General features: G+C 64.3%; 10 protein-coding genes and 1 tRNA gene. 8 read left to right on the plus strand and 3 right to left on the minus strand.

Going from position 1 to position 12,568, the window contains the following annotated elements; genetic code table 11:
• Positions 1 to 412 precede the first annotated feature (412 nt).
• The 8 genes from fdnG (at position 413) to ABLE85_RS06180 (ending at position 10,463) form a co-directional block, all read left to right on the plus strand.
• On the plus strand, positions 413 to 3,502 hold the full coding sequence (fdnG, locus tag ABLE85_RS06145; protein WP_348791817.1) for a formate dehydrogenase-N subunit alpha: 3,090 nt from the start codon (positions 413 to 415) through the stop codon (positions 3,500 to 3,502).
• Between the two features lie 15 nt (positions 3,503 to 3,517).
• Positions 3,518 to 4,459 (plus strand): formate dehydrogenase subunit beta, encoded by a 942-nt coding sequence (gene fdxH, locus ABLE85_RS06150; RefSeq protein WP_348791818.1) that lies wholly within the window; start codon positions 3,518 to 3,520, stop codon positions 4,457 to 4,459.
• A complete protein-coding gene (locus tag ABLE85_RS06155) occupies positions 4,456 to 5,175 on the plus strand; it encodes a formate dehydrogenase subunit gamma (protein ID WP_348791819.1) in 720 nt (239 codons plus the stop codon). Before fdxH ends, ABLE85_RS06155 begins: the two co-directional genes overlap by 4 nt.
• Before the next feature lie 97 nt (positions 5,176 to 5,272).
• On the plus strand, positions 5,273 to 6,190 hold the full coding sequence (fdhE, locus tag ABLE85_RS06160; RefSeq protein ID WP_348791820.1) for a formate dehydrogenase accessory protein FdhE: 918 nt from the start codon (positions 5,273 to 5,275) through the stop codon (positions 6,188 to 6,190).
• A gap of 7 nt (positions 6,191 to 6,197) precedes the next feature.
• Entirely contained in the window at positions 6,198 to 7,619 is a 1,422-nt protein-coding gene (gene selA, locus ABLE85_RS06165; protein WP_348791821.1) for an L-seryl-tRNA(Sec) selenium transferase, read from the plus strand.
• 69 nt (positions 7,620 to 7,688) lie between these two features.
• Positions 7,689 to 8,411, plus strand: coding sequence for a tetratricopeptide repeat protein (locus ABLE85_RS06170; RefSeq protein WP_348792119.1), 723 nt, complete (start codon positions 7,689 to 7,691; stop codon positions 8,409 to 8,411).
• Positions 8,408 to 10,348 (plus strand): selenocysteine-specific translation elongation factor, encoded by a 1,941-nt coding sequence (selB, locus tag ABLE85_RS06175; RefSeq protein ID WP_348791822.1) that lies wholly within the window; start codon positions 8,408 to 8,410, stop codon positions 10,346 to 10,348. The genes ABLE85_RS06170 and selB overlap by 4 nt, the downstream gene beginning before the upstream one ends.
• Positions 10,349 to 10,367: 19 nt before the next feature.
• Positions 10,368 to 10,463 (plus strand) — tRNA-Sec (locus ABLE85_RS06180).
• A 141-nt stretch (positions 10,464 to 10,604) separates the two neighbouring features.
• Here the strand turns inward: ABLE85_RS06180 and ABLE85_RS06185 are convergent.
• Genes ABLE85_RS06185 through ABLE85_RS06195 form a run of 3 tightly spaced genes read right to left on the minus strand, consistent with a single transcriptional unit; the run spans position 10,605 to position 12,561 of the window.
• The gene (locus ABLE85_RS06185) at positions 10,605 to 11,453 is read right to left on the minus strand and encodes a TonB family protein (RefSeq protein ID WP_348791823.1); all 849 of its coding nucleotides are present in this window, start codon (positions 11,451 to 11,453) and stop codon (positions 10,605 to 10,607) included.
• Complete coding sequence (locus tag ABLE85_RS06190) at positions 11,450 to 11,899, minus strand: biopolymer transporter ExbD (RefSeq protein WP_348791824.1); 450 nt, start codon at positions 11,897 to 11,899, stop codon at positions 11,450 to 11,452. Before ABLE85_RS06190 ends, ABLE85_RS06185 begins: the two co-directional genes overlap by 4 nt.
• Positions 11,899 to 12,561: a MotA/TolQ/ExbB proton channel family protein gene (locus ABLE85_RS06195; protein WP_348791825.1), complete on the minus strand. Its 663-nt coding sequence runs from the start codon at positions 12,559 to 12,561 to the stop codon at positions 11,899 to 11,901. Before ABLE85_RS06195 ends, ABLE85_RS06190 begins: the two co-directional genes overlap by 1 nt.
• Between the last annotated feature and the right edge of the window lie 7 nt (positions 12,562 to 12,568).

The following is a 12,568-nucleotide window of genomic DNA, read 5'->3' on the forward strand; positions in this document are numbered from 1 at the left end:
TGGGTCCAAGCGGCGCGCGGGCTTTGGCGTCATCACCAGTGTCAGTGAGACATCAGCCGGCTGATCGAGGGCACACAGTGGAAACGGCGCAAACCTGCGCCGCGAGAAAGATGCGAAGGGTAATCGCCGTCCATGGCCCCGGCACGCGGGAGCAATGAAATGAGCCACAGCCAAGTCTCGCGCGTTTGGCCCATGGCGTCAACGATGCCGGCTCGCGCCCTCCGGCGGCCGGCGAAAAACATGAGTTACTTAGTCATGCATTTAGGAAGGCATGACTAATACGACCAAGGTCAAATGGTTAATTTGTTGACAACATATGATTATTGCGGTGAACTGCTGCGGTTACAAATCCAATGGATTGCCTGACCCTGTGTGCGCGGGGCTTGCATGCTGCCAGAGGAGGTGACGCGCAATGAATATTGAACTCTCACGCCGCCAGTTTCTCGGCGGAGCGGGAGCGGCGGTTGCAGCGACGGCGTTGGGGTCGTTCGGTTTCGGCGCGGTTGAAAGCGCTTATGCCGAGGCGATACGTCCCTTCAAGCTCGTCAACACCATCGAAACCCGCAATACGTGCCCCTACTGTTCGGTTGCCTGCGGCATCATCCTTTATTCCAAGGGTGATCTGAAGAAAGGCGAGAAGGCCGAGCTCATCCATATCGAAGGCGATACGGACCATCCGACCAATCGCGGCACGCTCTGCCCGAAGGGCGCTGCGCTGATGGGCTTCGTGAAGTCGGAGACCCGGCTGCAGTATCCCATGCTGCGCGAGCCCGGCTCGGACAAGTTCAAGCAGATTTCGTGGGATGAAGCGCTCGACCGGGTCGCCCGGCACCTGAAGGAGGACCGCGACGCGAATTTCATCGCCAAGAACGCGGCCGGCGTCACGGTGAACCGCTGGACCTCCACCGGTTTCCTGGCCGCATCCGCGACCACGAACGAAACGGCGTTCCTCACCTACAAGGTGGTGCGCAGCACAGGCATAGTGGCATTCGACAACCAGGCACGCGTCTGACACGGCCCGACGGTGGCGAGTCTCGCCCCAACTTTTGGCCGTGGAGCAATGACCAACTCCTGGACCGACATCAAGAACACCGACCTCGTCGTCATCATGGGCGGCAATGCGGCGGAAGCGCATCCGTGCGGCTTCAAATGGGTCACCGAGGCCAAGGCCAATCGCGGCGCGCGGCTGATCGTGGTGGACCCGCGCTTCAATCGCTCGGCATCCGTGGCCGACTATTACGCCCCCATCCGTCAGGGCACGGACATCGCGTTCCTGCTCGGCGTGATCAACTACTGCATGCAGAACAACAAGGTGCAGTGGGATTACGTGAAGAACTTCACCAACGCGTCCTACATCATCAAGGACGGGTTCGAGTACAAGGACGGGCTTTTCACCGGCTATGACGAGGCCAAGCGCGACTACGACCGATCGAGCTGGGACTATGTCATAGGCGAGGACGGCTATGCGACGATCGATGAGACGTTGCAGCATCCCCGCTGCGTCTGGAACCTGCTGAAGCAGCACGTTTCGGTCTATACGCCCGAAATGGTGGAGCGCATCTGCGGCACGCCGAAGGAGAAATTCCTCAAGGTCGCCGAGATGATCTCGGAATGCTCGACACCCACCAAGACGATGACCTCCATGTATGCGCTCGGCTGGACCCAGCATTCCAAGGGGTCGCAGAACATACGCTGCATGGCGATGCTGCAGCTCATCCTCGGCAATATTGGCGTGCGTGGTGGCGGCATGAACGCGCTGCGCGGGCACTCCAACATCCAGGGTCTGACCGACCTCGGCCTGATGTCCAACCTCCTGCCGGGCTACCTAAACATTCCGCTGGAGAAGGAGGTCGATCTCAACACCTACATGTCGACCCGCGGCTACAAGCCGCTTCGGCCCAACCAGACGAGCTATTGGCAGAACTACCGCAAGTTCTTCGTCAGCTTCCAGAAATCCATGTGGGGGCCGGCGGCGACGGCGCAGAATGACTTCGCCTATGACTGGCTGCCCAAGCTGGACGTGCCCGGCTACGATATGTTGCGCATTTTCGACATGATGAATGCCGGCAAGGTTAACGGCTATGTCTGCCAGGGCTTCAACCCGCTGATGGCCGCGCCAAACCGCAAGAAGATGACGGATGCACTGTCGAAGCTGAAGTTCCTCGTCATCATGGACCCGCTCGACACCGAAACGTCGCGCTTCTGGGAGAACCACGGCGAGTACAACGACGTCGACACGGCGTCGATAAAAACGGAAGTGATCCAGCTTCCCTGCACCTGCTTTGCGGAGGACGAAGGATCCCTCAGCAATTCCGGCCGCTGGTTGCAATGGCACTGGCCGGGCGTGACGCCTCCCGGAGACGCCAAGTCCGACAATTGGATCATGGCGCAGATCTTCCTGCGGCTGAAGGCGCTCTACACAAAGGAAGGCGGGGCCTTCCCCGACCCGATCCTCAACCTCCAGTGGCCGTACAAGGACCCGAACGAGCCGGCGGCCGCCGAGCTTGCGCAGGAGATAAACGGCCGCGCGCTGGCGGCGCTGACAGACCCCACCGACCCGGCCAAAGTGGTGGTCGAACAGGGCAAGCTCCTGCCGGGCTTTTCTGTGCTGCGCGACGACGGCTCAACCGCCTGCGGCTGCTGGATCTATTCCGGTTGCTTCACCGAGGCGGGCAACAACATGGCCCGCCGCGACAACCACGATCCGGACGAGACCGGGGCCTATCTGAACTGGGCGTGGTCGTGGCCAGCCAACCGGCGCATCCTCTACAACCGCGCCTCCTGCGACCTCGACGGCAAGCCGTGGGATCCGAGCCGCAAGCTGATCGAGTGGGACGGCCACAAATGGACCGGCTATGATGTGCCTGACATCGCCCCGACCGCCAATCCGCGGGAGGTGGGTCCGTTCATCATGAACGCGGAGGGCTCATCACGCCTGTTCAGCCGGGCCATGATGCGCGACGGCCCCTTCCCGGCACATTACGAGCCGTTCGAGTCGCCGATCGAGAACGTGATCGCACCCAAGGTACGGGGCAATCCGGTGGCGCGCGTCTTCGACGACGACTTCAAGCAGTTCGCCGATACGGCTTCGCCGGAATTCCCCTATGCGGCCACCTCCTATCGCCTGACCGAGCATTTCCACTACTGGACCAAGCACGTCACCGCGAACGCGGTGCTGCAGCCGGAGTTCTTCGTGGAGATTTCGGAGGAACTGGCGAAGGAGAAAGGCATCAGCAAGGGCGACTGGGTGCGCGTCTGGTCGAAGCGCGGCTCGGTGAAGGCAAAGGCTGTAGTCACCAAGCGCATCAAGCCGCTCATCTGTGATGGCAAGACCGTGCATGTGGTGGGCATACCGCTTCACTGGGGCTTCACGGGCGCGGCGCGCAAGGGGTGGGGACCGAACTCGCTCACGCCGGTGGTCGGCGACGCCAACATCGAAACACCGGAATACAAGGCGTTTCTGGTCAACATCGAGCGCACCACCGCACCTGCGGTGGCGTAAGGAGGAAACGACGCCATGTTTCCACCCGTTCCAAATCCCGAAACCACTCCGCAGCAGCCGCGGTTCGGTGAGAAAGACCTGATAAGGCGTTCGGCGTCATCCGTGACGCCGCCTGCCCAGCGCCAGACGGAAGTGGCCAAGCTGATCGATGTGACCAAGTGCATCGGCTGCAAGGCGTGCCAGGTGGCGTGTGCCGAATGGAACGACACCCACCAGGAGATCGGCTTCAACACGGGCTCCTACACCAATCCGCCCGACCTGACGCCCGACACCTTCACCCTGATGCGCTTCACCGAATGGGACAATCCTGACACGGGCAACCTCGAATGGCTGATCCGCAAGGACGGCTGCATGCATTGCGAGGACCCCGGCTGCCTCAAGGCCTGCCCCGCCCCCGGCGCCATCGTGCAGTATTCCAACGGCATCGTCGATTTCGTCCATGAAAACTGCATCGGCTGCGGCTATTGCATAAAGGGCTGCCCGTTCAACATCCCGCGCATCTCCGAAGTCAACCACACCGCCTACAAGTGCACGCTCTGCTCCGACCGTATCGCGGTCGGACAAGGCCCGGCCTGCGCCAAGGCCTGCCCCACCCAGGCGATCGTCTACGGCACCAAGGACGAGATGAAGGAGTGGGCGCAGGGGCGCATCAAGGATCTGAAATCGCGCGGCTTCGAGAATGCCGGGCTCTACGATCCGCCCGGCGTCGGCGGCACCCATGTCATGTATGTGCTGCACCACGCCGACAAGCCGGAAATCTATGCGGGCCTTCCCGCCAATCCACGCATCAGCCCGATCGTGGAAGTGTGGAAGGGCATGACCAAATATGCCGGCATGGCGGTGATGGGGCTTACCGTCGCCGCCGGCGCGCTGCACTACATGATGCGTGGCCCCAATGTCGTGACCGAGCAGGACGAGGAACAGGCCGAGAAGCTCACGGGAGAGAAACGCTCATGAGCAAGACCGACTATGAGGATGTGGAGCGAGGCGACGCCGTCGTGCCCGGCCGGCCGGTGAAGGTGCACCGCTACTCTGGCGGCGCGCGCGTCAACCATTGGATCACCGCTATCTGCCTCGTGCTCCTGGCGCTGTCCGGACTGTCCATGTTTCACCCTTCCCTGTTCTTCCTTTCCGCGCTCTTTGGCGGCGGCCAGTGGACACGCACGATCCATCCCTGGATCGGCGTGGTGCTGTTCTTCAGCTTCTTCGGCCTCTTCCTTCGCTTCTGGAGCGCCAACCTCTGGAAGCGCGAGGACAGCCAGTGGATCGCACAAGCCAACGACGTGGTTTCGGGGCATGAGGAAAAGCTGCCGGAAGTCGGCAAGTACAACGCCGGGCAGAAGATCGTCTTCTGGTCCATGTCGACCCTGATCATCATCCTGATCGCTTCGGGCATCGTGATCTGGAGCCAGTATTTCGGCTCCTACACCACCATCCAGCAGCAACGCTGGGCGCTGCTCATCCACTCGATCGCCGCCGTCGTGGCGATCTGCGTCTGGATCGTCCACGTCTATGCGGCAATCTGGGTCAAGGGCACGATCAATGCCATGACGCGCGGAACCGTTACCGGCGGCTGGGCCTGGCGGCACCACAGGAAATGGCTGCGCGAGCTGGTTTCCATGCGGAAAGGCAAGCCAACGGGGACCACGACACACACGACGCATAGTACCTGAAATTCAAGCAATCCCTTTTGGATGGACAGCACCAGCACATGGTGCGCAAAATACATTTTCAGGTCCACGTGGCCCGTAGGGTTCGTGAGGTATCGATATGGCAGGCAAGCCAGAGCTGACGCCGGACCCCACCGCAATTGGTGAAGTCTCCTCGCCTCCCTTCGTCAGATTGCCCGATCCGGGCTCGCTTTTCGCAAGACGCGCGGCGCGCCTGCGCACACTTGCTTCGGTTTCTCCGCTAGAACCCTATCTCAGCTTTGTCGCCGACCTCTCCGAGGCCCAGCAGCAGGTCGCCACGCAACTCGGCTCGGCCCCAACAGCCGACGGGCAGGAGATAGCGCGCGCCCGAGAATTCGGCATGCCGCTGATCGACCGTGAAAAATCCACCTCCGACGAAGGCCTCGCCATCATATTCGACCGGCTTTTCGCGGAAGCGGAAATGATCGACAAGCCGCCAAACGCTGCTGCCGCACTTTCAGCCGTAGCCCATGCGAGCGCTCTAAATCGCCGCGACATGGTGAGTGCGATATTTTCCGGCCTGCTGCCTCCCGACGCGATTGCGGAGCACATCTACATCTGGGCAGCGCTTCAGGTACATTTTTCCCGGCTGGCATCCTCGCTTGATCCCAAGACCATCAAGCCGGTGGCCGACGGCATCTGCCCGGCCTGCGGCAGCCTCCCTTCCATCTCCATGGTGGTCGACTGGACGGGTGCGCATGGCGCGCGCTTCTGCGTCTGCTCGCTTTGCAGCACCATGTGGCATTATGTGCGCATCAAATGTGTCTGCTGCGGTTCCACTGAGGGCGTCGGCTACAAGGAGGTCGAGGACGGCGGCGGCGCGGTCAAGGCCGAGACCTGCGACAAGTGCCAGAGCTGGCTGAAGATCATCTACCAGAAGAACTCACCCAACGCCGATCCCGTGGCCGACGATGTCGCAAGCCTCGGCATGGACATGCTGATGCGCGCCGAACCCTATCGCCGCGGCGGTTTCGCACCACTGCTTGCCGGCTTTTGAGGTCGCCATGGAGCAGAGCAACAAGGAACAGCCGGGCCACGACCTTCAGGCAAGCCTTCGGCGTCTGCCCTCCGTAGACCAGGTGTTGCAAAGCGAGGCCGCCCGCAAGGCCGCCGAACGTTTCGGCCGCGCGGCCGTGACGGAAGCGGTGCGCGACACACTTGCGGCCGCGCGCGAGGACATGAAAGCCGGCGCGGCGGCTCTATCCGCACAGGCGCTGGCCGAGCGTGCGGCGCTCACACTAGAAGCGGCCGAGCGCTCGAGCCTTCGCCCGCTTTTCAACCTCACCGGCACGGTGCTTCACACCAATCTTGGCCGCGCGGTGCTTGCGGAAGCCGCAATAGAGGCCGCGACGTATGCCATGCGCGAGGCGGTGGCGCTGGAATTCGACCTTTCCTCCGGCAAACGCGGCGAACGCGACGACCATCTGCGCACACTGGTCTGCGAGCTGACCGGGGCGGAGGACGCCACCCTGGTCAACAACAACGCCGCCGCCGTGCTGCTGGTGCTGAACAGCCTGGCCTCCGGCAAGGAAGCCATCGTCTCGCGCGGCGAACTCATCGAAATCGGCGGCGCTTTCCGCATGCCCGACATCATGGCGCGCGCCGGCACGAAGCTGGTGGAAGTAGGCACCACCAACCGCACGCATCCGCGCGACTATACCGATGCGATCGGCGAGCATACCGGCCTGCTGCTGAAGGTGCATACGTCCAACTACCGGATCGAGGGCTTCACCCGGGAGGTGACCGCCGCCGAACTGGCGGGCATCGCCCGGCAGAAGGGCGTGCCGCTCGTCAACGATCTGGGCTCCGGCACGCTGGCCGACCTTGCCGCCTTCGGGCTTGCGCACGAGCCGACGGTGCGCGAAGCCGTCAAAGACGGCGCTGACATCGTCACCTTTTCCGGCGACAAGCTGCTTGGCGGGCCGCAGGCCGGCTTCATCGTCGGACGCAAGGAGCTGATCGCCAGGATCAACCGCAACCCGATGAAACGGGCACTGCGGGTAGACAAGATCAGGCTCGCGGCACTCGAAGCGACGCTCAAACTCTATCGAGACCCGCAGCGGCTGGCCGCAAGGCTGCCGACGCTGCGCCTGCTCTCTCGTTCACTGGACGACATCGCCGCACTGGCCGCAAGGCTGGCGCCGAAGCTGGCGGCTTTCGCCGGCCCTGCCTTCGATGTTGCGGTGGGCGACTGCCTCAGCCAGATCGGCTCGGGCGCGCTGCCGCTTGCCACCATCGCCAGCGCCGGCCTGGCCGTGTTGCCGAAGGACGGCAGCGGCTCGGCGCTCGCCGATCTTTCGGCGCGGCTCCGCGCGCTGCCAATGCCGGTGATAGGCCGCATCGAGCACGGCGCGCTGATCCTGGACCTGCGCTGCCTGGAAGACGAGGAGCGGTTTTCGGCCAATCTCTCCGGGCCGGACGCATAGCGGGGTGCCGTGATGCGCCTTGCCGAGTTCTTCACGCGAAAAACGCCGCAAGACGAGACCGCACGAGCGATGGAGACGGCGCTTGTCGCCGCGAGATCCGGCGATTATGCGACCGCCCTCTCCATCTGGGAGCCTCTGGCGCGCGGCGGCAATGCGCGGGCGCAGAACAATATCGGCGCCTGTTTCGCCGGCGGGCTCGGCGTCGAAAAGGACGCGGATCTCGCCCGCCGCTGGCTGGCGCTTTCGGCAGAGGCCGGCGACGCCTCGGGACAGCGCAATCTCGCCTCGCTGCTGTTCAAGGGCGAAGGCATCGATCCGGACCATGCGGAGGCGGCCCGCCTCTACCGGCTGGCGGCGGAACAGGGCGATGCGCAGGCGCAGGACATGCTGAGCTGGATGCTGCTGGAGGGCGATGCTGTCGCTTTCGATCCCCTGGAAGCGCGGCTATGGGCCAGGAAGGCAGCGGAGAACGGCATCGCCTCCTCGATGACGCGGCTCGGCATGATCCATCACAACGCGCTTGGCGTTCCGCGCGACGCCGCGCAGGCCGCCTACTGGTGGCGCAAAGGCGCCGAGGCCGGTGATGCCGACGCGCAGGCCATGCTGGGGGCCGCCCTGCATCTGGGAATAGGCGTCGAGCGCGACCCGGTCGCAGCACTTGCCTGGCTGCTGCGCGCGCAGAAGAACGGCAGCGCGCTTGCCGCCCCCTTCATCAAGGCCGCGCGCACCGCGCTGAACCCGGAGCAGATTCGGGCGGCCGAAGCGGAAGCCGGAAAGGCCCCTGCCCCATGATCATTGGCACGGCGGGTCACATCGATCATGGCAAGACCGCGCTGGTAAAGGCGCTGACCGAGGTCGACACCGACCGGCTGAAGGAAGAAAAGGCACGCGGCATTTCCATCGATCTCGGCTTTGCCTATGTGCCGCTGCCTGAGACGGAAGACGAGGTACTGGGCTTCGTCGACGTGCCGGGGCACGAAAAGTTCATCCACACCATGCTTGCCGGTGCCGCCAGCATCGATTTCGTGATGCTGGTGGTGGCGGCAGACGATGGCGTGATGCCGCAGACCCGCGAGCACCTGGCCATAGTGGACCTGCTCGGCATCGAGCGGGGCGTCGCCGTCATCACAAAGAGCGACCTCGTCGCGCCGGAGCGGCTGAGCGAGGTGGAAACGCAGGCCCGCAACGAACTTGCCGCAACCGGCCTCAGGGACATGCCGATACTGTGCGTCTCCACGGTTACCGGTGCGGGCCTCGATGCCCTGCGCGATCTGCTCATGGAGACGGCGCGGACATTCGGCCATCGCCACAGCGGCGGCCGCTTCCGCCTGGCCGTGGACCGCTCCTTCACCATCCAAGGGGTCGGTACGGTGGTGACCGGCACGGTCTTGTCAGGGCGCGTGCGCGTCGGGGACCATCTCATCGTCAGCCCCTCGGGCAAAACTGTTCGGGTGCGCTCGCTGCACGCGCAGAACCGGGAAAGAGAGAGCGGCAAGGCGGGAGACCGCTGTGCGCTCAACCTGGCGGGCGAAGGCATTTCCAAGGATGCGATCGGGCGCGGCGACATGGTCGTGGATCCCACTTTGCATGCTCCGACCGGCCGTATCGACGCAACGCTACGCGTGCTTCCCTCGGAACGAAAACCGCTCGGCCAATGGTTTCCGGCACGGCTGCATCACGCCTCGGCCGAAGTCGGCGCGCGCATCGTGCTCCTGAGCGACGAGGAGCTGCAGCCCGGCAGCGAAAGCCGCGTCCAACTTGTTCTGGAGCGCCCCATCGCCGCCGCGGCAGGCGATCGCTTCGTCATTCGCGACGTCTCGGCCCAGCGTACGATCGGCGGCGGTCGATTCCTGGACCTTCGCGGCCCGCAGCGCGGCAGGCGCAGTCCGCAGCGCCGGGCGCAGTTGGAGGCACATGCGCTGGAAGACCCAGTCGCGGCGGCAAGGGCATTGCTCGCAATCGAGCCCTATCATCTTGACGCTTCCGCCTTCCTGCGCGACCGCGCCCTGTTGGAAGACCCCGCCACGTTCGCCCAAGCCCTCGACGCCGTGCTGCTGGCTGACGGGACCTCCGCGCTCCTGCTGCTTCCCGAATATTGGCGGATGTTCCGCACCGGCCTCCTGGAGCGGCTGGCGCAGTTCCATGCCGACAACCCGGACCTCACCGGCATCGGCCTCGAGCGGCTGCGGCAGTCCCTGCGGCCGCGCTTGCCCGCGCCCGCTTTCCGCACCGCGCTTACCGTGCTCAGGGAAGAGGGGCTGGTCGTGCTCGACGGAGCCTGGCTGCGGCTCGCCGGCCACGAGGCGACGATGGGGCCGCGGGAGGAACGGCTCTGGCGGCAGGTCGAGCCCCTGCTGGGCGACGGCGCACGCTTCCGTCCCCCGCGCGTGCGCGACATAGCCGAATTGCTCGGCGAAAGGGAGGACGACATCCGCCACCTCCTGAAGCTGGCAGGCCGCATGGGCCGCGTGCACGAGGTGGCGCAGGACCGATTCTTCCTGCGCACCACAATTGCCGAGATGGTCACGATACTCACCGATCTGGACGCCAGCCGAGAAGACGGCTGGTTCATCGCCGGCTGCTTTCGCGACCATGTGGACAGCGGCCGCAAAGTTGCGATCCAGATCCTCGAGTTTTTCGACCGCAACAGCGTGACGATCAGGCGAGGCGACCGGCGCCGGCTGAACCGCCGCAAGCTGGACTTGTTCGGCGACCTGGCACATCGTTGAGCCGCTGGCGTGTGGATAAGGAAGAGAATCGTCCCTGGTGGGGCGTCCGGACTTCAAATCCGGGAGAGGCCGTCAGACGGTCTTTGGTGGGTTCGACTCCCATTCTCTTCCGCCATATCTCATTGACAGGGCTCGCCCGGCCCGCGACTGCCGCTCGGGGCCGCATGCTGACTGGCAGCTTTTGGCGCAGAAGAGCAAAAGCAGACGTTCGGATCATAAGGCGTCATGGTGGCGTCTGCCCCGAAGCGGACGCTTATCACCTGCTGAAGTTCATCGGCACGTTGAAATTCAACTGCGGAGCGGTCACGCCCTTGGGAAAGGGAGGGAATGGCGCGGCCTTGTCCACTATGTTCAAGGCCGCCCGATCGAGGACCGAGGAACCGGAGCTTCGGACGACCCTACGGCTCATCACCTTGCCCGACGAAGATACGCTGAAATTGACAACCACCGATCCGGACGGCGCCCCGCCGGGATAATACTTTCGCGACAGGAGGCGCGATGCGACCCTGGCCATGTAGCTGGCCTGCGCGCGGGGGTCATTCGGAGTTGTAGCGGCGTGCTGGGACGCGGATTGCTGCGCCGTCGAGCCCTCGCGGGCGGCCAGCTTCTCCCGGGTTTTGGTCCGGGCCTGAGACGCCGCGGGTTTGACCTTCGATGGTTTTGTCGCCACGGTCGGGGGCGTCTCTGGGGAGACTGTGGTAAGCGGCGGCTGACTTGCCGGCAATTCCTCGGAGGGCGGTGTCGCCGGCACCGTTTCGGTCGGGCCGCTGTCGGCCGTTGCCTCGGACGGAGGGGTCGCTTCTGCTGCGGTGGGAGACCTGGGCCCCGCTTCAACCTGCTGCTGGGCTTCGGAAGCCGGAACCTCGGCCTCCTGCTGGACCGAGGGAGCTTCGGGCGGCACGGGCAAGGGAGCAACCAGCGGTTCGTCGATCAGCGGAGCGGCGGTGACTTCGATAGGGATTTCGAGCTGACGCTCGTTCGATTGACTCGAGGCACTGAAAATCCATGCCGCAACGGCGCCATGGACCAGCAAGGACAATGTTATGGCAGTCCAGCGCGCCGCCTGCCAGGGCCCGTAGCGCGGACGCCGGCCGAAGAGGTTCACGGGGAGGCCACATCTTTCGCCGGAGCCTGGGCGAGCAAGGAGAACCGCTTGTACCCGGCAGCGTTCACGCGGCCCAGCATGTCCATCACCACGCCATAGTCCGTGCCCTTGTCGGCGCGGATGTAGACGATGGCGTCGCCCTCTGCCGCGCGCAGGGCGTCGAGACGGGCCGCTAAGTCGGCCAGTGCGACGCGCTCGTCGCGAATATAGACGCTGCCGTCCGGCGCCACCGTCACGATGACAGGCTTCTTCACTTGCCCGATCTTCTCGGCGCTTGTGCGCGGAAGGTCGACGCGTACGCCGGTCATCATCAGCGGCGCGGCAACCATGAAGATGATGAGCAGGACGAGCGTGACGTCGACAAGCGGCGTGACGTTGATCTCGGCCGAGGGGCGATAGACGAGACCGTCCCGGCCACCGAGCGCTTGCCGAGGCGACATGGCCATCAGTCGACCTCCTGAGGGGTCCTTGCGCGTTCGTAAGCAAGAGCCCTTGCGATGGGCGGTATTGCCGCTCCGCCGCTCTGCGCCGCGCGACCCAGAACCGCCGAGATCTGATTATACGCGATGACGGCGGGTATCGCGACGGCAAGCCCGGCCGCGGTGGCAAACAGAGCTTCGGCTATACCCGGCGCAACGACCTCAAGGCTGGTGTCCTGCGATTGCGCGATCGAGGCAAAGCTCGTCATGATGCCCCAGACCGTGCCGAAAAGGCCGATGAATGGCGCTGCGGAGCTGATCGTCGCGAGAAAGGGCAGCCCCCCTTCGAGGCGTCGCAGTTCGATGAGCATCGCCGCGCGCATGGTTTCCTCGATCCGCGAACGCGCCTCGTAGGGCGATGCCAGGCCCGAGGCGAGATCCGCCTGTTCGCTCCGGGCGGCGGACATGACGGCCCCCGCGACACCGGAGAGTTGCCCGGCGCCACGCCCACCATGCACGGCAAGCTGTTCCAAGGCGTTGATCTGGCGCCGGAGGCTGGTGAGCCTGATGAGCTTTTCGATGATAATCGCCCAGCAAGCGACGGAACAGAGCGCCAGACCGAGGACGATGGCTTGAACCACCGGGTCTGCGTGTCGGACGAGATCGATGACGGAAAGGCTGGATTCCATGCCAATC

The organism is Mesorhizobium sp. KR1-2 (assembly GCF_040045035.1).
GTDB lineage: Bacteria > Pseudomonadota > Alphaproteobacteria > Rhizobiales > Rhizobiaceae > Pseudaminobacter.